Source organism: Deltaproteobacteria bacterium, from assembly GCA_016210005.1.
In the GTDB taxonomy this organism is placed as follows: domain Bacteria; phylum Desulfobacterota; class Binatia; order HRBIN30; family JACQVA1; genus JACQVA1.
In genome coordinates, this window is sequence record JACQVA010000065.1 from 1 (window position 1) to 19,154 (window position 19,154).

The following is a 19,154-nucleotide window of genomic DNA, read 5'->3' on the forward strand; positions in this document are numbered from 1 at the left end:
AGCTGTGAGGTCACCCCAATGTACAGCGTGCCGTTCCGTTTGCTGGCCAGGATGTAAACGCAGAACTGCTTGTCCATAGCGCCAAACGCCAAACTGGATTCCCGCTTTCGCGGGAATGACGGCCATAACACCGAACCACGTTACCCGCAGATTTGTCGCGCACCCAGGCCCGGGACAAGAACCCCCGGGCACCCCGGAGCCGGCCCCAGGGCGAAACTGGTTGGCATTCTTGCCGCGAACAGTTTAGGCTCAGCGCACGGACCATCGGAAGAGGAGAGTGCGCTTGCGACCCCATCCCCTAGTGCTCGTGCTAGCCGCAGTCATCGCCGCGTGCCGATCGACCGAGACGCTGCGGCCGCCGGAGCCGAAGCAGATCATCGATCTATCCCCGAGCCTGACGGAAGACAGCGCCTGCCGGCAACTCGGCCGGCGCGCGTGCGAGTTTCTCGGGGTTCCGCAGCGGGGCCCGTTTACGGCGGTGGTGCCGGCGAAACCCCACCACTCGTACGGCATGATGACCTTCACTCTGCTCAGTCACGGGGGCGCGCATCTCGATGCGCCCGGGCGTCTGCTGCGTGAGGGCCTGCGGGCGGATCAAGTGCCGCTCAATCGACTGTACGGCCCGGCGCGGGTGTGGGATTTGCGTTGGCACGATCGCCATACCCCTTTGCAAATCAACGACCTCAGCCAGCAGTCGGAGGTGCAACCGGGAGAGGTCCTGCTGCTGCTAACCGGTTACAGCCCGCCGGCCGCGGGCGAGTGGCCGGTTCACACCTGGCTATCGGCCCAAGCCGCAAGCTGGCTGGCGGCCCGTCCACTGCGCGCACTGGCGACCGACATGCCGAGCATCGGCAACTTCGAGCAGCTGGCACACGCGCTCGAACTAGATCGGCAGCCGGCGGAAGTCTGGGCCGAGCGGCTCGCCTTCTTCCAAGCCGGCATTCCAGTTATCGAGGGGCTGATCAACCTCGAACAGCTCGTCGGCGAACCGATGGTCGTCTTCGCCGGCTTACCACTCGCGCTGGCCGACCGCAGCGGTGCACCGATGCGAGCGATAGCCTTGGTCTACTGAGCGCGGCGGCGACGTACGAATTGACTGCCTGGCGGCTTTTCCCTATTGTCCGGCCGTTCCGGTCATGCTGATCACGTTGCTCCCACAGCACCAGGAGATTGATTTGCCCGGCCGCCAGCGGGTGGCCGACGTCCTGCGGCAACTGGGTTTGCTGCCGGGAACGGTGATGGTCATTCGCGGCGACGAACTGGTCACCGAGCGCGACTTCCTGGAGGCCGACGATCGTGTCGAGATCCGCTCGGTGATCTCGGGTGGCAGCTAGCGGTGCAGCGACCCGGCTATGAAATGTACCCGCTGCCACGCCCGCGCCGAGGTGCACATTCGGCACCACAATTCCGCCTTCTGCCGCGGTTGCTACGGCACCTATTTTCAGCGCCAAGTGGAACGGGCGATCCACAAGGAGCATATGTTCACGCCCGACGAGGACGTGTTGGTGGCCGTGTCGGGCGGCAAAGACAGTCTCGCCTTGTGGGATGCGCTGGTCACCATGGGTTACCGAACCACCGGCTTGCACCTGGCACTGGGAATCGGCGACTACTCGGCGATCTCCACGCGCAAGACGGAACACTTCGCCCGCGAGCGGGGTTTGCGCCTGCTGACGGTGCCACTCGAAGACGAAACCCCGGGGTTGGGGATCATGCGCGTCGCCGGCGCCACCAACCGCAAGGCCTGCGCCGCCTGCGGCACGGTGAAACGGCACTACTTCGACCGCATCGCGGCGGAGCAAGGATTCCAGGTGGTCGCTACGGGTCACAACTTGGATGACGAGGCCGCTCGGCTGCTCGGCAACGTGCTGCACTGGCAGAGCGACCACCTGGCGAAGCAAAGCCCGGTGCTGGTGCCGACGCACGAGAAGTTCGCCCGCAAGGTGAAGCCGTTCTTTCGCATCAGCGAGTACGAGACCGCGGTCTACGCCTTCTTTCGCGGCATCGATTACGTACTCGACGAGTGCCCCAACAGTGCCGGCGCGACCCAACTGGTTTACAAAGACGTGCTCAACCGGCTCGAAGCCGCGATGCCGGGCACGAAGCTGACGTTCGTTCAAGAGTTCCTGCGCACCGGTCGGCCCGCCTTCGCCGGGGAAGCATCATCCCCGCCGCAGACCTGTGAGAGCTGCGGCATGCCGTCGTACAACGGCACCTGCGGGTTCTGCCGGCTGGTGGCCGAGGTGACGCGAAGGCGCAACCCCTTGCCCCATGCGGGCCCCGCATGAGACCGCCCACACCGCTGACTGCGCCGATCCCGCTCGTACCGCCAGGCCGCAATCGTGACTGATCGTTCACAACTTGTCGCAGGCGAAAGCGTCCTGTTCATCGATCGCAAGGACCGCGAGTACTTGCGCCGCCTGCGGCCCGGGGCCCGCTTGCACCTTCGCAGTGGGTCGCTGCATGCCGATCACCTGATCGGCATGCAGGAGGGGGCGGTGGTGTACAACAGCGCCCGCGAGCCCTTCTTGATGCTGCGCCCGACGTTTGCGCAGCTGGTACCCAACCTGCCCCGGCGCGCTCAGGTCATCTACCCTAAAGACATCGGTCCGATTCTGCTCTGGGGTGACATCTATCCGGGCGCCAATGTCGTCGAGGTCGGCGCCGGCCCGGGCGCGTTGACGATGGCGCTGTTGCGCGCAGTGGGGCCGAGCGGGCACGTAACTTCGTACGAAGCCCGTGCCGACTTCGCCGAGATGGCGCGGCAGAACATCGAGCAGTTCTACGGTCCGGCCCCCAACTGGACCCTCAAGCTTGCCGACGCCGCGGCGGGCATCGCGGAGCGCGACGTCGATCGTTTGCTGCTCGATCTTGCCGAACCGTGGCAGCTGTTGCCGCAAATCACCGCCGCGCTGCGGCCGGGCGGACTCGTCGTCGGCTACGTCCCGACGGCACTGCAGATCAAGGAGTGGGTCGACGCGCTGCGGCAGCACGGCTTCGGCGCCGTCGAGGCGATGGAAACCCTCATGCGCTTCTGGCACGTAAAAGCGCGCAGCGTGCGCCCGGAGCACCGCATGGTGGCGCATACCGGCTTCATTGTGGTGGCTCGCCGGCTGGTGGCGGTCGTGCCGCCTGCCGGCATCGCGCGCGCCATTGGCGAGTCGAGCGCAGAGGAGGAAGCCGAGGATTTCGCCGACGACGTGGACCGAGAGCGTTGACTCGCGCCCCTGGCCTGTAGTAGCGGTGGCGCTGTCCTCCCGCGTGATCGCTCATGACGAAAGACGATCTCCGCCGGAAAGTCTGGATGCGGCTAAAGCTGGCTAGCGCACTGCGCTTCCCGGCGCAGGAAGGCCGCGTCCCGAACTTCGTCGGGGCAGAGCGCGCCGCGGTCTTGCTGAGCGAACTGACGCTGTGGAAGCGGGCCAAGGCAGTCAAGGTCAGCAGCGATGCGCCCCAATGGGGGGTTCGCTACTTTGCGTTGCGGCAGGGCAAGATCCTCTATCTCCCGGTGCCGCACCTGCGCGGCGACAAGTGCTTTGTCGAGATCGATCCCGAGCGGCTCGGCGCGCGCGCGCTGCGAGCGCTGAGCTTGCGCGGAGCACTGCGGTTCGGGCGCCTGGTGGCCCCGCACGAGATGCAGCCGGTCGAGCTGATCGTGTGCGGCTCAATGGCGGTAACGCGCCAAGGCGGACGCCTCGGCAGTGGCGGCGGCTACTGTGATCTGGAGTACGCGCTGTTGCGCAAGGACGGCAAGGTGCGCGAGTACACCCCGATCCTGACCACCGTTCATCCGCTGCAAGTGGTTGACGATCGCATTCCGATGCGCGGGCACGATCTGCCGGTCGATTTCCTGGTAACGCCGGAGCAAGTGATCGCCGCCCCCAGCCTGCACCCGCGACCGCGCGGCATCATTTGGGACTTGCTGGCGGAGGAGAAGATCCGCGCGATTCCGGCCCTGCGGCGAGGCCGGCGCGAAAGCCGCGGCGCCGAGACCCCCCGCCGATTCTAGGCCGCACACGCGGCCACGCCTCAGCCGCGCTAGGGTGCGCCGTTGCTCGGCAGGTTGACGATGAAAGTCGCACCCTGCCCCGGGCTGCTCTCGACACCTACCGAGCCGGCGTGCGCTTTGATCAGCGACTGGCGATGGACAACCCCAAGCGCGCCTGGCCCGGTTCATCCTCGACTAGCAGAGCCTCGGACATCGTGGTTCTCGGGCTGGCGGACTTCGGGCAGTTCCAGCACGTCGAGAAAGCCGCTGAGCTTGGCGATACGGTCGGCAAAGGCATCGGGGTTGACCGGCTTGACGACGTAGGCGCTCGCCCCGAGCGCGTAAGCGTGATTGATTTCCTGCTGGCTATCGGTCGAGGTGAGCATGATGACAGGTGTGTGCCGGTAGGCGGGGTTACGTTTCAGGCGGGCGAGGACTTCGAAGCCATCGAGGCCGGGCATGCGGATGTCGAGCAGGATGAGCCCAGGACGGGGCTGGCAACCGGCGGCGGCGTGGGCCGTCGCGACACCGGTCAAGTAAGCCAGCGCCTCCTCGCCGTCGCTGACGCGCACGAGCCGTTCCCCGCGGCCGGCGCGCTGGAAGTGCCGCGCGAACAGGCTCGCGTGGCCGTCGTCGTCTTCAACCAGCAGGATGGCTGCGTTAGGTGGATGCATCATGCTCCGCTCCCATTGTCCGCGCCGCAGCCGCCAGCCGCAGCGTAAACCAGAACGTACTGCCTTCGTCGGGCACGCTCTCCAGCCAAATCCGCCCGCCGTGTTTTTCGACGATCTTTCGCACCATCGTCAGCCCGATCCCCTCGCCCGGCACCCCGCCGTTAGGCAGGCGATGAAACAGGCGAAACACCGCCTCCTGTTTTCCCTTCGGGATGCCCGGGCCGGTGTCGCGCACAAAGCAGGTGCAGGTATCGTCTGCGCTCTGCGCGCCAATCTCGATGCGCCGAACGGCGCGCTCCCCCATGTACTTGATGGCGTTGTCCACCAAGTTGCTGAAGGCTTGGTTCAGGCGCAGCGGATCACCTATGACCGCGGGCAGGTCGCCGACGGAAATGGTGATCTGCTTCTGGTCGAGCTGATAGCGAAAGGTGTCGATGATGGTTTCCACCATCGGCCCCAGCGAAACGGCTTCGGTGGGGTTGGTGCGGGTGGCAATACGGGAGACGTTCAGCAACGAGCCGATCAAGCCGTCCATCCGTGAGACCGCAGCCAAGATGAACTGAATCGACTCATCGATGTCGCCGGACACCGCGCGCGTCTCCGGACTGGCGGGGGACTCGCGGCGCAGCTCATCGAGGCTGAGCTGCAATTCGCGGGTGAAACCCTGCACATTTATCAGCGGTGCGCGCAAGTCATGTGAGGCCACGTAGAGGAGGTCTTCCATCTCCTGGTTAGCCAGCGCCAAGCGCGCCGACTGTTGCTCGAGCACTGCCGCCATGGCGCTCTTGTCCCGCACCGCGTCTTCGAGCTGGTGGCGAGCTAGGAACTCGGTGCGGCGCATTGCCGCGCCGATGCGCATTCCGACCAGGGCCACCGCGCCCGAGGTAACAAGCAGCGATACGTTGGTCAGGAAGACGGCAGGGTTATGAATCCGCCCGTGCATCAGTGCCGCGGCCACGTAGGCAAACAGCAGCACCCCGCTCAAAAGCAGCACGTCGCCAGCCCGGCAGGGCATGAAGATCGGTAAGCCCAGTATCAGCAGGGTCAGCGCGACGAAGTAGGGCGTGTCGTAGCCCTCCATGAGCGCCGGCACGGCGGCGAACATGCACCCGACCACGATCCCCAGCAGCAACACCAACCAGTCGGGGTGTCGTTCGCCGAGGGGGCCTCGAACCGCGGCCAGGATCGCGCTGGTCAGCAGTACGCAGACGAGGCGCCAGGCGGTGAGGGTGGCGAAGTCAGTGGCATAGAGCATGTAATCGGCGACCATGTAGAAGGGAGCAATGCAGAGCACCAGCACGCACGCCACCACTGCCCGCCGCCGCATGAGGCGGCGCGTCTCGAGCTCGAACTGCGCTTGCAAGGCAGGGCCGAACGCCTCAGCTGTATCCACTGAGCCCCACATGGTCCAGCATCTGCTGTGTGAACAGCAATGCCTGTGCCCCCGATCGGCTTCATAAGGCAGCGGCCCGGATCGGACCTAGGCGCCCCAACCGCGAACAGAAAAGTTGACACCGGTCCAAATTTGGACGCTGCCGGCAGTTGCTCCCGGCACGCAGGTTCGATAAACGGCCGGTGCTGTGACGCGCGTAGGGAGGCAACTCGTGAGGATGGCCGGCGCCTGATTGCCGCACCCGGGACCCTTGGCTTAGAATCCTATGCGGCAACAATCGTGGGGAGGGAGATCACCATGACAACACAGGGCAACACTGAAAAGAAGGAACGATCGTGGCCAGCGATTCTGGGCTGGGGCAGCTTGGCGCTGTTCAGCATCGGCTTCGTGGTGGTGATCAGCACGCAGCTGGGTGAATCATGGAGCAAGCGCGAGGAGGAAGCCAAGAAGCTGGTGCGCGCGTTCAAACCCGATGGCACCCTGCCGCTCGACGACATGACCAAGGTGCTGCTGACCCAGGGCACGGATGTGGAGGTATTCATCGGAGAGTTCTCCTGGGGATCGAAGCAAAAGAACGGGCCCGAGTACGAGGTCAGCCTCACTTGGCGCGAAGGCAACAACCATCGTCAGGCCGTTTGGCGCGCCGATCTGAAGACCAAGGCGGTAACTCCGCAGGGCGACGAGGCCGCCGCGATCCCGAAGCGGGTAGCCGAAAAGCTGGCGAAATCCGGCGGCGCCCCCTGAGCCGCTTGGGCGGCGTTGCCGCGCACGCGGGGACAAGTTCGCCGAGTCATACCGCAAGGAGTGGGGCATGAATCTCGTGGCGATTCGCGTCGAGAAACCTGACGATGTCAACCTCATCCTCGGGCAAGCGCACTTCATCAAGACGGTTGAGGATCTGCACGAGGCCCTAGTCAGCGCCGTCCCCGGCATCCGTTTCGGACTCGCTTTCTGCGAGGCTTCGGGGCCTTGTTTGGTCCGCGCCAGCGGTACCGACCCGGAGCTGGCGTCACAGGCGGCGCAGCAGGCCCTTGCCATCGGCGCCGGGCACTCCTTTCTCGTTCTCTTGCGCGATGCTTTTCCCATCAATGTGCTGAACGCGATCAAAATGCTGCCCGAGGTGTGCTCGATTCACTGCGCCACCGCCAACCCGGTCGAGGTCGTGGTCGCGGAGTCCGAACAAGGGCGCGGCATAGTCGGGGTCATCGATGGTCTCAAACCCAAGGGCATCGAGCGCGACGACCATGTCGCGGACCGCAAGGCCCTGCTGCGCAAGTTCGGGTACAAGTTGAGTTAGATTAAATCACTACGCGCGTGCGAGGGGGGGCAACCGCGCGGGAGCCGCCCGTCGCTGGCACCGAGGCCTTGCGCAAGCCAGTCCGGCCACGGCCGCAATCACTCGCCCGCGATCCGCCGCCTGAGACTGCGGCGGCGAGCCTGAATGCGCTGCGTGCGCCGGCGCCACCCCTGCACTTGCTTCGCGCGATGCTCGATCAGCGCGGCCGGGCAGCGATGCATGAACAGGCGCGATGACCCCGCGACCAAGACCAGATCATCAATCATGCCGCCGTTGAGCTTGTCGGGCACTAGGTCAAACGGCAGCAGGCCGTAGGCAAACGCGCCAAAGAGCAGAATCCGGCCAAGACCGTCGGCGCGGCGGTCAAAGAGGGCCAGCAGATAGACGATGCCTGCCAACGGCATATAGTGCCGGAACACCCCCCAGCCGCCGATGCGCCATTGCTGCCACAGGTTGCGATCAAGCATCGAGGCCACCACCGCCACCATCATCAACAGCACAATGCGGCTCGACCAACGCCACCACGTGCGCGTGGAGCCCTGAAGAGTGTAGTAGATGCGCTTGTACCACCACCTCGACGACCGCAGCAGCCCGGTGGTGCCAAGCCCGAGATCCTCCTCGATCGGCCCGCGGATCGCGACTACTTCGAGGGAAATCGGCTGCCCGGCAGCGTCGGCTCGCGCTGCTATTGTCGGCTCGCCGGTGCGGCCGGGGCATGCCCACAGCAGGGCCGCCAGCCATATGAAACGGACAGTTCGGCTCGTTCCCATTGCTTTTTGAAGATGCTGCACCTGGCTCCCAGAAGTCAAACCGACGAAACCGTCACGGAAGTGGCCGCTTCCCGAAAGTTGCCAAGCCAGTGCCGCCAGCGCTCACGGCACATGTTGGCGAACACGCGAATTCCCGTGGCACATCACTTGCTGTCCCATTGTGGCAGATCACATGAGTGATCGAGAGCAATACAGGGAGGACACAGTAACATGCAAGACCAAGTCAGCGAGATGGTTCGCACGCTCCGCGCGCGCCTGAACATGACCCAGGAGGAGTTTGCCCATGCGCTGGGCCTGACCGTGGGAACCGTGAATCGCTGGGAAAACGGCCGATTCCGTCCGAGTAAGCTGGCCCGAGCGACCATCACCGAGTTCGCGCGCCGCCGCGGCATTTCGATCGAGCCGACCGAGCACGTCGAGGCCGACTCCGTCGAACACCACCGGGACGTAGCCTAGCCAACGGCCGCCGGGCATCGCGCGGCGGCAGCTGCCCCCTCAGTGCCCCTGCGGGTGCAAATCAAACACGACGGCTCCGTCGCTGAATTCCGCGGCCTGGTGCCAAGGCAAGACCGCCGATCGCCAGGCCGCTCGTGTCTGTGGAGCCAGCGCGCCACGGTGCACCACAACCCATCGCACGTCCGCACGGGATTGCAGCGCCGCCACTGCCTCTGACTCGGGCAAGCGCCGAGCGACAGCTCGCAGCGCCGTGTTTTCCGGGTCGGGATGGCCGGTGAATCCGTTCACCAGCGGCAGCCAATGATACGTGCTGAAGTACATGTACCAGCTCTCCCGCAGAAGGCCGGGAAAGGTATCGTCACCAACCGGCACTTCCACGCACACGCCACCGTCGCCATGTTGGCGCAACCAGGCATACACCGGCGGAATTTCCTCCCCGACGGGAACCGCTTCCAGCTCAATATGCGCGGCGCCGAAGATGCGGGTTTCAAGTATGACAGCGGCGGTCAGAAGGCCACACAGCAGCACGCTCACCACCCACTGCCAGCCGCTGCGAGGCAGTGCTCGCAGTAACTGCGCTGCTCCTCGCGCCGCCAACAGGGCCACCGCAAACACCACCAGCAGGCCGAAGCGCGTCGGATATCGAACTGCGCTCAGACCGGGCACCAACAAACCCAGAATCCTGTACGGGAGCGGAATCAGCACATCGCCCACGCGCCAAGCCGGCCCCAGCGCCAGGACATACCCACCAAGCGCAACCGCCAGCAGCGACGCCCGACCCGGCCACATTTCCGGGTTCATCCGGCGGCAGCCCAGCAGGGCCAGACCGATGGCTGTTCCGCCCAGGTAGAGTTCAGTACCAGGCGTGACAAAGCGGCTCCACGGCCGCGCGCTCATCAAGAAGGCCAAGGCGGCTCGGTCTACGTACGGGTCAGCCGGTATCACGCCGGCAGCTCGCATGCGCACGTACGGCAAGCTGAACGGAATCAGCACCACCACCGCCGCAGCCAGCGCCGCCGCAATCGCCAGCACGTCTCGCAGCGGCAGTTCCCGCCGCCATAGCGGGGGCAGCAGCAGTAGGCCCACCGTCGCGAAGGCGAAGTAGCCAAGGTAGTAAGACGTAAGCGCCTGCAACACCAACAACAGCGCGCAACCAGCCAGCCATGGCCAGTGGCCGGTACGCCGGTAACGCGCCAAGCACAGTACGATCAGCGGTAGATAGAACGTGCCGAGCAGCTGCACGCGAGCCAACTCGTTGAAGCGCCAGGGACTGAATGCAAACAGAAACCCGGCCAGCCAGCCGGCCTTGGCACTGGCAGTGAGCTCGACTGCCAGCAATGCCACGGCCACGCCGGTGAGGACAAATGAAAGCAACACTATCGACTGGTTGGCGAAGACGGGGTTGCCGGTACCCAGATAGAGCGGGCCGAACAGCCACTGATAGCCCAGCATATGTTCCGACCCGCCCAGTGACTCGGCCATGGGGTAGAGCACGTTGCCCTGCGACCAGTGCGCCGGATCACCGGAAAGCGCGTGCGTTCCCCAGGCCAGAATCCACAGGTTGAGGAAGATATCCTGCCGCCACCAGCCGCCAAGCGGGCCGAAGATACGCGCATCGACGACGTGGTCCCATAGGTGGCGCCCCAACGGCCAAGTCATGGCGATGCTCGCCAGGCCAAAGGCCGCCGTCAGAAGGAAGAGCTGCCGCGCCCTCATTCTCGGCAACATCGAGCGTCACTCGGAGTAATACACCAACACCGCGGGACTCATTCAGGTATGAGACCCTACGGCGCGCGAATCACAAACGACTTCGGAAGACCGGGCTGTCCGATCGTGTCGAGCACCCGGACCGTCAGGAGCGTATCTCCGCTTGGAAACGAGAACTCGGTACCCACCAACGCACAGAATTGCTCGTCGGTGCCGCTGCCGAGGAAGAAGAACGAACCGCCTGATCCCGTGCAGGCTTCTCCGCTCGACGAGCGAACGTTGAACCGGCAACCGAGGTCGTTCAGCACATCGGCGACCAGCTGGGTGCCGGCAAAGCTCGGCGGCGTGATCGCGGGCACGCCGCCAACCGGAGCCGGTACCGGCCCGCGATCGCAGACCGCCCCGCTGCCGTTGCCCAAAGGTCGAGCCGGCTGAATCTGGAGGTCGGGGCGTACGCTCGGATCGTCCTCGGCCCAGTTGAACACCGTGGTACCGACCGAGCGCCGGCCCGCGCCCTTCTTGGCCTCCACGACCAGGTAGAAGCCCTGCCGCACCAGCACTCGGTAGATGGGATTGCCACCTTTGTCCGTACCGATCGGAGTCGGTGCCACACCGCTGAGGTTGGCCACGCCGACGTAGGTCAGGTCCGGCCCGATCGGCGGCGGGGTGGCCGTGCGCGTCGCCGTCACCGTCGCCGTTCGCGTCGGCGTCGCGGTGCGCGTCGGGGTTCGGGTCAGTGTGGACGTCCACGTCACCGTCGGGGTCCGCGTTGGACTCGGCGTCCGGGTCGGGCTCGGTGTGCGGGTAAGCGTGAAGGTGGCGGTCGGCGTCACGCTCGGTGTGGCGGAAGGGGTATTGGTTACGGTCGGCGACGGCGTCGCAGAGGCGGTCGCCGTGGGCGTAAACGAGCTTGTGCGTGAAGGCGTTACGGTCGCCGTCACGCTCGCGGTCGGCGTCGCGCTCGGCGTTTTGGTTGCAGTGACGGTGGCAGTGCGCGAAGGCGTCAGGGTCATCGTCGCCGTGCCCGTGGCCGTGCCAGTCCTAGATGGAGTCAGTGTCAGAGTAACGGACGGGGTTCGAGTTGCCGTACGTGTCGTGGTCGGTGTGGTCGTAGCGCTCGGTGTTGCCGTCGCACTCACGGTTGCAGTTGCCGTTGCGGTTCGTGTTAGGGTGGCGGAGGGCGTCAGCGTCCCGGTGGCGCTCGGCACAGCGGTCGGCGTTGAGGTCGGCGTTTTGCTCGCCGTTGCCGTCATTGACGCCGTTGGAGTCCGCGACGGCGTCGCCGTCATTGTAGCGGTCCGAGTCGCTGAGGCAGTCGCGGTCGGGCTCGCACTCGGCGTAGAACTCGGCGTCTGGGTCACTGTGGCGGTCGCGGAGGTCGAGTAGGTCGCGGTCGCGGTGGGGGACTCGGTCGCCGTCCAGGTCGCCGTGCTACTGGCGGTGGATGACGGGGTGAAAGTCGCTGTCGGCGAATTAGTCGGCGTTCGGGTGGCAGTTGGAATTATCACAATGGTGCCGGTGGGCGAAGGCGTAAAGGTGCGCGTGCGAGAAGGCGACGCGCTCGGCGGGGGCGTGCGCGTCCTGGTCGCACTCGGGGTGAATGTGAGCACGCGTGTAACAGTTGGTGTCGGCGAGCGCGACGGTGTCCGCGTACGCGTCGGCGTACTGCTGGCACTCCCCTTCGCGGTGACCGTCGTCGTGCGCGAAGCCGTCGAGGTGGCTGCCGCCGTCTCAGTTATGCTCGGCGTCGCTGTGACAGATGCAGTCGGAGTCATGCTCGCCGATGGGGGAGACGACGTTACAGACATCTCCGGCGTTGCCGTCGCGCTTTCGGACGGGGTCGGACTCGACGTCGGCGTTTCCGTAGCCGAGGCAATTGTGCTCGCCGAAGGCGTTGGCGACGCTGTCGCGGTTTGCGTTGCCGTGGCAGCCGCGCTCGGCGTCAAGCTGCTGGTTGGAGGTGGCGCGGTCGACGTCGGGCTCCCCGTGGCTGTGCCACTCGGAGTTGCCGTTGTCGTGGCCGTACTCGATGGGCTGGGCGAAAAGCGTGTGGTTGATGTTGCTGACGGCGACGGTGACGGTCTCGCAGTTGCCGTGGCAGATGCACTGGGTGTCGCCGTTACTTCACCCCAGCGCCCTATCACAGCGACCAGATCGGCTGCGGTCACCAAGCCATCGCGGTTCGCATCGAACTCGGCGCAGGCGTCGCCGCGCCCGAAAAGAGCCACCGGCAACGCAGCCAGCACCGCCTCGCGGGCGCTCGGGCAAGCCCCTAGGGCTTGCCCTGCGCCACCAATCACGACCAGCCCCATTGCCAGCGCCACCGCGCCTACCCAGCCCGTCCCCCTTGCCAAGGCCGAGGACGCGACCCGGCTGCACATCATCGCCGACCCTGTTCTACTGCTGCCGCACGTCGTCGCGCTACGTGATGATTCTTGCCAACCACTACCGACTTTGGCCCCTTCGGCGTCCCCTGGCGCGGGCTGACGCCCGCAACCCAAACATGGAGAGTTGCAGTCCGTCATGCCCGCAATCCTCTAGCGGGCATCCAGGCGGGGCGGCGAGCTTGCCCGCACCCCCGCCCATGGATTCCCCCGCCTAAAGCTTGCGGGAATGACGCTCCAAGAATCTGCGCGGCGCGCGAAGAAGGTCGGGAATAGTAGTTCAGGGCAGGCACTCGACTTCGCGCTGCGCTGGGCACCCCCGCCGCCACTGCGTCGCCTTTCGCCCGTCCCCCTGGCGTGCCGACACCCTCGGCTTCCGCCGCTCGGGCCGCACCGCCGGCGGCGGCCGCACAGCTCACAGACGCCCTTCCAACTCAAGCCGCTTCCGTCACCCCTCAGCAACCTGACGCCGGCCCTCCGCCAGCAACCGCTCGAGTTTTATCCTAACCAAATTGGGGTCAACGATCGGCTTCGCCAGGTAGTCATCGCAGCCGGCGGCCAAAGCCTTCTGTTCATCCCCAGCCATCGCCTGCGCTGTCAAGGCGATAATTGGAATGGAGCGGCCCTTCTCCAATTCACGTATGCGGCGCGTAGCCTCCCAACCGTCCATAACCGGCATCTTCAAGTCCATGAAGATCGCGTCTGGCGGCTCCCGCTCGACGGCCGCTACCGCTTCCAGCCCGTTACTGGCCTCGACAATCTCGAACTCGCCGATCCGCTTAAGCCGGTACACCAGGATTCGCCGATTATCCAGGTTGTCCTCTACCACCAGTATCCGCTTCCGACCCATGCTTCTTCCCTGCCACTCAGAATTCGCACGCAGCCGCTCTTCGCTTCCCGACCCTGCCCAGCCGCCATCCTCAGAACAGCGGACAAAAGAAAAGGGCCGGGAGCGCAGCTGCTTCCCGGCCCTTTTTTTCTCAGAGAGTCAGTCGCTTTTCAACTACGGCAGCACCGGCACGTGCATTTCGTCGCCTTCGCCCGAGTCCAGCCGCGAACCATCGTAGTTAAGATTGAACGCGGCCGAGAACGCCGTCCCAGCAACCCCGTCCGTATACAGCTCCTCAGCCACCCCGAGCAACCCATGGAACGCTTGGCTCGACGGCACCCCGCGGACGCGCGTCTGTCCAGTCAGCGTGCCCTGCACCCCGACCGAGAAAATCGACGAATAGTCGTCGGCGGCGCCGGCTCTAGTGTCCAGGTCCGCGAGCCGGATCGACTTGAAGCAGTCAACTCTGGTGGCCGAAGAGAACCGCTGCTCAAACTCGTTGATGATCGCCAGCTGCACCGCCGTCACTGTCTGCAGGCTGGGGTCCTCCTCAAGACGCTCCGTGCACGGCACCAATGTCAGCACGGTCCGCACCGTTCGGTTATCCCCGAACGGGAACGAGTCCTCGAAAAAATGATTCAGGATAAGCGTTCCCGGGCACGCGGCGTACTCCTCCGTACCGCACTCCGCCGACGGCGTTGTCCCGAGACAAAGCGTCGTGTCGGTATTCACTTGCCCCTCGATCGCGCGAACACCCACCGCGTTGTACTGCCGAACATCAACGCTCCCGGGCGCGCCGCCGGTGACCTCGTAAATACGCGCCGAACCCGTGAAGTGATTGCCGTCGACCGGCTGCGCGTCGTTTATGTTGTTTACTTCGACGCACTTCAACTCGCCGACGAAGGGATCAGTCACCGGCCCGATGGACCCGCCCTGGATACCGCAACCCGTCGTCCCATCACACGGCAGTGGCGCCTGCGGATTGTCACCCGCAACAAACCCGATTGGCTGCGCCGGCGTGAACTCTATAAAGAAGTTCGACACCGTCCATTGCGCCTGGCATCGCCCGCCAAAAACTTGGCAATTTAGCACCGGGTCATCCGTATTCGGGTCACACGGCAATATTGGGATGTTGTCGCATCGCCCTGTCGAGTTAACCCAGAAGCAGTGCAGGGAACGGGCATTGCCGTCGTCGGTATTGTTGAGTTCGATCACCGTGTCCTGGGATACACCGCCGTTCAGGAAGCCCGCCCTGTCAACAACCACCTTGGGGAACACCAGGAGTCCCGCAGGTTGATCTGCCGCGACCTGCGCCCGAGCGCTTCCGCCCGCCGCCAGGAGAACGGCCACCGCGCCCAGCAACGCGGGCGCAAAAGCTGAGTGGTCCGGTCTACGTGTACGCATTGCCCGTCTCCTTTCGTCCTTCGAACAACAGCCTCTTCCGATTCGCCCCGATCATGCTTCCGCCGCTTACGGCGCGGCAAGACGAATGACCGCAACCGAGCCGGGCGTCCCGACCTGGTTCGGCAGGTTAGTCAGGTCATCGTTGCCAAGCAGATTCAGGGAGACATCCACAGAGGCGCTATTCAAGCCCGTGCCGTCAGTCACCACGCTGCTGGCAACGCCCAGCACGCCGACCTGCGTTCGCGGCGTGATCCGCGCCGACAAGAACGTCGTCACGCGACCGGCGAACGCCCCAGCGGGAGCCGTCTCAGCAAGCGACAGCTGGCGCCAGCACGTCACGTTCACCAGTGACGACAGATGGCCTTCATACTCATCCCAAACATCAAAGTACACAGGCACCGTTGAAGCCGCCATGTTCTCGAGGTCTTGCGTGCACGGGATCATCGTGAGGTAGTTAGCGACCGACGATCCGGCATTGCCCAGCGTTTCGACAACCGGATCGGCCGTGCCTTCGGTCATCAGGCCGAACTGCAACGCCGCAGGGCAGCCATTGTACTCGACGTTGTCCAACGCCAGATCATTGAGCGGCGTAGCGGGGTCGGCTGGGTCGATTCCCTGGATGCCGATCGCGTTGTACTTCGAGACGTCACCGCTGGCAGAATTCTGGATCGTGGCCTCGCCCTTCAGAGAGTTGTAAGCGATCGGCTTATCGCTCGAGTCCACCTCCGCGCACAGCAGCTGCCCGGTAAACCCCGCCGTCACCGGCGGCACTGCACCCGGATCCAGCCCGGCCCCAAGCGGGAACGACGCGGTTCCAGGCGAGTTGTCGCTAGAGTCGACGCGGCGGCCTTGGCTCACCTGCCAGTGAGTCGGCTGGAGCTTTGTCAGCCAGATACTGAAATCGGACTCCTGCCAGCGCGGCTGCAACGTGCTCGGGTCGATCGATCCGTCGATGTAAAAACACCGCGCGTGGACGATCGTAGTCCTGGTATTGGTTATTTGGATGATCGTGTCGCGGGTCCCGTCCGCGATCACCTTGGGAAAAATCAAGATCGAACCTGGCCGTTCCGTCGAGACGTCGGCGCGCGCCACCCCAACCGCCGCAAACCCAAAAGCGCACGCTGCGAGCGCTATCGCGACAGGTAGGCTCTTCGTCGTCCTCATGGCCTTCCTCCTTTAGACTTCATTCCCTCGGTCATTCCTACCCGACCCGCAACCGCCACACGGTCAGGGAATAATAATCGAGTCTGTCACGGTTCTGTCGCCGTCTTGGTGAATGTTGTAGGCGCTCGATCCGCCGCCAGCGGCGGAGAGAATGGCCAGGCGGGCGGAGCCGACAAGTCCCGACCCAACCGGACGAATACGCGTTTGCCCGGCGACGGTACCAGCGACAGCGGCATTCCAGATCGAACGCGGCGACTGCGTCGTGTCGATCAAAGACAGCAGGCTTTGGAAGTGGCAGTCGACCCGGCGACTCGTGGAGAAGCGCTGCTCGAACTCATTATAAACGAGGAATTGCGCAGTCGACACCCCGAGGGAGGGGTCCGCCCCGCTTAAGTCCCCGGAGCAGGGCGACAGATTAAGGATTGTCGCGCTTGAACTTCCCGCGTCGATCGGGTTCGTTGCGCCGTCGAACAGGTGGTTAACCACAAGCACGGACGCGCAACCGCCGTACTCATCACCGAGCACGAGTTCGTTGTTAGTGTCGCTGTTAAAATTGGAGGCGAAACCCACCGCGTTGTATGTCGCCACGTCGATCGTCCCATCGGGAAGGATCGTGGTGATACTCGCCTGTCCTTCGAGATCGTTGGTGTTCGAGGCTCCCGCAAAGGGCGTATCTGTCGCCGGATCCACCTCGATGCAACGCAGCTCACCGACAAAAGACAGTTCCGGCACCGGCGGAATCAGAGTACCGTCGTTGTCTTGCCCATCGATGCAGGTACCGCCCGGACAGTCGAAGAAACTCGTGCACGATGCGCCAGCGTTGGCCGACGAAGCCGAGCAGACCCGCACGCCACGCATCGGGAGGGCTGTGCTTGCCAGCCCCCTCGAAGCTAGCCACCCAAGCGGCTGACGACGGGTCAGCACGACCTGGAAGTCAGTCACCGTCCAGCCCGGCAGGCACACACCTATCGTGCTGCCGGCGACGCAGTCGACGAACGAGGTGCACACTCCGCCGGTATTGCTGCAGTGGCTGTTGGAGTTGATGTAGAAGCACTTCGCCGTCACGGAGGCACTGTCGCTGGCGTTGCTCAACCGCAACAAGGTGTCTTGCGACGTGTCGGTGCTCACCGCAACATCGGTGAAGATCACCGCCGAGGTGGGGCGATCAGAGTTCGTCAGCGCCAGCGCGGACGGTGCCGCACCCAAGATTGCCAGCAAGGCCACCGCCGTTGCCGAGCCGATTCGCTTCATAGTCAGCATTGCCCGTCTCCTTTCTCTGCAGGCCACAATCATCCGATGATCTGCCACACACGACTCCAGGCCACTGGCCCGCTACGGGGTAACTCCCAAGATGGAGTCAGTTGCGCAGAACTGGCCTGGATCGCAGTCTCCATCACTGATGCAGCCAAGGCCCGTAAAGCACGGGGCCACGTCGCTAGCGTTGGCACATTGCCCCGAGTCACTCGGCTCAATACAACGAGCACGGTTGCCGACGAAGTGGGTGTTGGCCGCGTCCGTGCCCACCGTACCGACATCAAGATTGGAGTGGAACGCTTCCGAGACCGCCAAGATTCCGGATTGCGCGAGGCAGAGGCCTGCGGCGCTGCAGTCAGCGTCAGAGTTGCACAGCGTGCCGGTGTCCGCACACCGCCGTCCATACGCCGTACGGATACGGGTCTGGGCGAAGGTGCTGCCCAGGTTTGCGGCGGAGAAGTTGGCCGAGATCTGATCGAGTCGACCATTGAACCAGCAAGTAAACGGCCTCGAGGCCGAGAACGACTGCTCGAATTCGTTGGTGATACGGAACTGCGCCGTCACGGTGGCCGGGATCAGGTTCTCGAAGTCGGCCGTGCACGGGACCATAGTCAGCTCGGTAGAAACCGGGCAAGCCCCAGCCGGGCAGCCATTATTCTCCGCAACGAGGTCATCGGCGCCTTGGGCGTAGTGGTTGAAGTACTGCACCTCAGGGCAAGCGTTGTACTCCTCGTTGTTCATACTGATGAGCTTGTCGGTGACGATCGGCTCAATCGCCCGCACGCCGATGGCGTTATACTCGCTGATCTGGTCGGTGCCGAGGGTCTGGATTACCGCCTCGCCCTTGAGCGCATTCTGGCCCAATGGATTAAGGCTGCTGTCCACCTCGTAGCAGACCAGCTGCCCGCGGAACGGCTGCGCTGGAGCCAGCGGCACGTCACCCGAAAATTGGCCCGGGCAGATCTGCGAGGGGCCATTGGGCACACATTCCACGGGCGGCGTCGGCGGGCCGGTCAGGCTGGCATCGCGACCAGTGGAAACACGCCAGATCGTCGGTTGCTGCCGAGTCAGGCCAAAGCCGAAATCCAGCATGTTCCAGAGGATGTTGTCGCAGGTGTTGGCGGTGCAATCGGCCGAGGTGGCACATACGCCACCCGCGACCGAACAAGTCCCGCCCACGCAAAGATTCAGTCCGCAGTCAGAGTCCAGCGAGCAAACCCCGTTGGTCAGCCGGCAGCGACCGCTGGCGTTGATGTACTCGCAGTGCACCAAGACCGTGTCGGGCCGGGTATTGGTGATCTGGATCAACGTGTCACGCGTCCCATCCGCGATCACCTTAGGAAAGAAGAGTACCGAACCAGTTTGGTCGGTCGTGGCGTCGGCTCGGGCGCTGCCCCACCAGAGTCCCAGCAGTGACAGCACGGTTCCCAGGCCGGTCAGCCAAGGATTTCGCTTCAGCACACGCATCGCACGCCTCCTTTTCGTCAGTACACCGTTCACACGCACTCCCCATACAGCGACCGTCGCTCGGGGAAATGCCCCCGCTGTATCGCTCATTTACCCTAAGTTGTCAAGAGAAAAAGGAAAGCCCCAGCCCCTCATCTCCAACTCCGCAATTCCGGCGGTCGGTCAAACGTTTCAACGTGGGGAGGTATGGCCTACGCCTACGGCAATGTCAAGCGAAAAGAGGCTGCCAGCAGGGTCCTGTCATAGTCGCGTGCGCGCGGTAGGATCAGCGTAAGCAGACGGAGCTGTTGGCGCGGAGCGCATGCAGCAAGTGCGCAGGAGCGGCAATAAATTCGCCGCGACAGTGGTGCTGTCGCCCGTTGGGGCGCAA

Annotated in this window: 20 protein-coding genes; 10 read left to right on the plus strand and 10 right to left on the minus strand. The window is 64.3% G+C overall.

All coding sequences use genetic code 11. The features are described 5' to 3' along the window. The first annotated feature begins 283 nt into the window (after positions 1-283). The 5 genes from HY699_06630 to HY699_06650 all read left to right on the plus strand — a co-directional run bounded on the left by HY699_06630 (position 284) and on the right by HY699_06650 (position 4,006). Entirely contained in the window at positions 284-1,072 is a 789-nt protein-coding gene (locus HY699_06630) for a cyclase family protein (protein ID MBI4515472.1), read from the plus strand. Positions 1,073-1,136: 64 nt separating this feature from the next. Beyond that, a complete protein-coding gene (locus HY699_06635) occupies positions 1,137-1,334 on the plus strand; it encodes a MoaD/ThiS family protein (protein MBI4515473.1) in 198 nt (65 codons plus the stop codon). Positions 1,335-1,352: 18 nt separating this feature from the next. After that, positions 1,353-2,285: an adenine nucleotide alpha hydrolase family protein gene (locus HY699_06640; GenBank protein ID MBI4515474.1), complete on the plus strand. Its 933-nt coding sequence runs from the start codon at positions 1,353-1,355 to the stop codon at positions 2,283-2,285. A gap of 54 nt (positions 2,286-2,339) precedes the next feature. After that, positions 2,340-3,215: a tRNA (adenine-N1)-methyltransferase gene (locus tag HY699_06645; GenBank protein MBI4515475.1), complete on the plus strand. Its 876-nt coding sequence runs from the start codon at positions 2,340-2,342 to the stop codon at positions 3,213-3,215. Positions 3,216-3,301: 86 nt separating this feature from the next. After that, a complete protein-coding gene (locus HY699_06650) occupies positions 3,302-4,006 on the plus strand; it encodes a 5-formyltetrahydrofolate cyclo-ligase (protein MBI4515476.1) in 705 nt (234 codons plus the stop codon). A 164-nt stretch (positions 4,007-4,170) separates the two neighbouring features. Here HY699_06650 and HY699_06655 read toward each other — a convergent pair whose 3' ends face one another. Then, the gene (locus tag HY699_06655) at positions 4,171-4,662 is read right to left on the minus strand and encodes a response regulator (protein MBI4515477.1); all 492 of its coding nucleotides are present in this window, start codon (positions 4,660-4,662) and stop codon (positions 4,171-4,173) included. Continuing rightward, positions 4,646-6,052 carry a HAMP domain-containing histidine kinase gene (locus tag HY699_06660; GenBank protein ID MBI4515478.1) on the minus strand — a complete coding sequence of 469 codons (1,407 nt, stop codon included), beginning with the start codon at positions 6,050-6,052 and terminating at the stop codon, positions 4,646-4,648. Before HY699_06660 ends, HY699_06655 begins: the two co-directional genes overlap by 17 nt. Before the next feature lie 297 nt (positions 6,053-6,349). Here HY699_06660 and HY699_06665 point away from each other — a divergent pair, with 297 nt between their 5' ends. Both HY699_06665 and HY699_06670 read left to right on the plus strand, forming a co-directional pair. Next, positions 6,350-6,796 carry a hypothetical protein gene (locus tag HY699_06665; GenBank protein ID MBI4515479.1) on the plus strand — a complete coding sequence of 149 codons (447 nt, stop codon included), beginning with the start codon at positions 6,350-6,352 and terminating at the stop codon, positions 6,794-6,796. Between the two features lie 67 nt (positions 6,797-6,863). Next, positions 6,864-7,349 (plus strand): adenosine-specific kinase, encoded by a 486-nt coding sequence (locus HY699_06670; protein ID MBI4515480.1) that lies wholly within the window; start codon positions 6,864-6,866, stop codon positions 7,347-7,349. Positions 7,350-7,447: 98 nt separating this feature from the next. On the opposite strand, the gene HY699_06675 is transcribed toward HY699_06670, so the two are convergent. Then, on the minus strand, positions 7,448-7,840 hold the full coding sequence (locus HY699_06675; GenBank protein MBI4515481.1) for a DUF1232 domain-containing protein: 393 nt from the start codon (positions 7,838-7,840) through the stop codon (positions 7,448-7,450). Between the two features lie 489 nt (positions 7,841-8,329). Here HY699_06675 and HY699_06680 point away from each other — a divergent pair, with 489 nt between their 5' ends. Further along, positions 8,330-8,575 carry a helix-turn-helix transcriptional regulator gene (locus tag HY699_06680; protein ID MBI4515482.1) on the plus strand — a complete coding sequence of 82 codons (246 nt, stop codon included), beginning with the start codon at positions 8,330-8,332 and terminating at the stop codon, positions 8,573-8,575. Between the two features lie 39 nt (positions 8,576-8,614). Here HY699_06680 and HY699_06685 read toward each other — a convergent pair whose 3' ends face one another. Further along, positions 8,615-10,291, minus strand: coding sequence for a hypothetical protein (locus HY699_06685; protein MBI4515483.1), 1,677 nt, complete (start codon positions 10,289-10,291; stop codon positions 8,615-8,617). Positions 10,292-10,359: 68 nt separating this feature from the next. Continuing rightward, a complete protein-coding gene (locus HY699_06690) occupies positions 10,360-10,971 on the minus strand; it encodes a hypothetical protein (GenBank protein ID MBI4515484.1) in 612 nt (203 codons plus the stop codon). Between HY699_06690 and HY699_06695 the strand changes: the two genes are divergently transcribed. Together HY699_06695 and HY699_06700 are read left to right on the plus strand one after the other, a co-directional pair. Continuing rightward, entirely contained in the window at positions 10,955-11,668 is a 714-nt protein-coding gene (locus HY699_06695; protein ID MBI4515485.1) for a hypothetical protein, read from the plus strand. The two genes, HY699_06690 and HY699_06695, sit on opposite strands and share 17 nt — an antisense overlap. A 12-nt stretch (positions 11,669-11,680) precedes the next feature. After that, the gene (locus tag HY699_06700; protein MBI4515486.1) at positions 11,681-12,769 is read left to right on the plus strand and encodes a hypothetical protein; all 1,089 of its coding nucleotides are present in this window, start codon (positions 11,681-11,683) and stop codon (positions 12,767-12,769) included. Positions 12,770-13,114: 345 nt separating this feature from the next. On the opposite strand, the gene HY699_06705 is transcribed toward HY699_06700, so the two are convergent. The 5 genes from HY699_06705 to HY699_06725 all read right to left on the minus strand — a co-directional run bounded on the left by HY699_06705 (position 13,115) and on the right by HY699_06725 (position 18,784). Further along, the gene (locus HY699_06705; GenBank protein ID MBI4515487.1) at positions 13,115-13,516 is read right to left on the minus strand and encodes a response regulator; all 402 of its coding nucleotides are present in this window, start codon (positions 13,514-13,516) and stop codon (positions 13,115-13,117) included. A gap of 153 nt (positions 13,517-13,669) precedes the next feature. Further along, positions 13,670-14,899 carry a hypothetical protein gene (locus HY699_06710; protein MBI4515488.1) on the minus strand — a complete coding sequence of 410 codons (1,230 nt, stop codon included), beginning with the start codon at positions 14,897-14,899 and terminating at the stop codon, positions 13,670-13,672. A gap of 66 nt (positions 14,900-14,965) precedes the next feature. After that, entirely contained in the window at positions 14,966-15,991 is a 1,026-nt protein-coding gene (locus HY699_06715) for a hypothetical protein (GenBank protein MBI4515489.1), read from the minus strand. A 135-nt stretch (positions 15,992-16,126) separates the two neighbouring features. Continuing rightward, on the minus strand, positions 16,127-17,323 hold the full coding sequence (locus HY699_06720; protein ID MBI4515490.1) for a hypothetical protein: 1,197 nt from the start codon (positions 17,321-17,323) through the stop codon (positions 16,127-16,129). Between the two features lie 72 nt (positions 17,324-17,395). Beyond that, on the minus strand, positions 17,396-18,784 hold the full coding sequence (locus HY699_06725) for a hypothetical protein (GenBank protein ID MBI4515491.1): 1,389 nt from the start codon (positions 18,782-18,784) through the stop codon (positions 17,396-17,398). Positions 18,785-19,154 lie beyond the last annotated feature (370 nt).

Bases quoted from the DNA above. Each gene is read 5' to 3' on its own strand.
- HY699_06655 (MBI4515477.1), bottom strand. From the start codon at position 4,662: ATGATGCATCCACCTAACGCAGCCATCCTGCTGGTTGAAGACGACGAC.
- HY699_06670 (MBI4515480.1), top strand. From the start codon at position 6,864: ATGAATCTCGTGGCGATTCGCGTCGAGAAACCTGACGATGTCAACCTC.
- HY699_06650 (MBI4515476.1), top strand. From the start codon at position 3,302: ATGCGGCTAAAGCTGGCTAGCGCACTGCGCTTCCCGGCGCAGGAAGGC.
- HY699_06665 (MBI4515479.1), top strand. From the start codon at position 6,350: ATGACAACACAGGGCAACACTGAAAAGAAGGAACGATCGTGGCCAGCG.
- HY699_06725 (MBI4515491.1), bottom strand. From the start codon at position 18,784: ATGCGTGTGCTGAAGCGAAATCCTTGGCTGACCGGCCTGGGAACCGTG.
- HY699_06635 (MBI4515473.1), top strand. From the start codon at position 1,137: ATGCTGATCACGTTGCTCCCACAGCACCAGGAGATTGATTTGCCCGGC.
- HY699_06710 (MBI4515488.1), bottom strand. From the start codon at position 14,899: ATGCGTACACGTAGACCGGACCACTCAGCTTTTGCGCCCGCGTTGCTG.
- HY699_06680 (MBI4515482.1), top strand. From the start codon at position 8,330: ATGCAAGACCAAGTCAGCGAGATGGTTCGCACGCTCCGCGCGCGCCTG.
- HY699_06685 (MBI4515483.1), bottom strand. From the start codon at position 10,291: ATGAGGGCGCGGCAGCTCTTCCTTCTGACGGCGGCCTTTGGCCTGGCG.
- HY699_06720 (MBI4515490.1), bottom strand. From the start codon at position 17,323: ATGCTGACTATGAAGCGAATCGGCTCGGCAACGGCGGTGGCCTTGCTG.
- HY699_06640 (MBI4515474.1), top strand. From the start codon at position 1,353: ATGAAATGTACCCGCTGCCACGCCCGCGCCGAGGTGCACATTCGGCAC.
- HY699_06705 (MBI4515487.1), bottom strand. From the start codon at position 13,516: ATGGGTCGGAAGCGGATACTGGTGGTAGAGGACAACCTGGATAATCGG.
- HY699_06675 (MBI4515481.1), bottom strand. From the start codon at position 7,840: ATGATGGTGGCGGTGGTGGCCTCGATGCTTGATCGCAACCTGTGGCAG.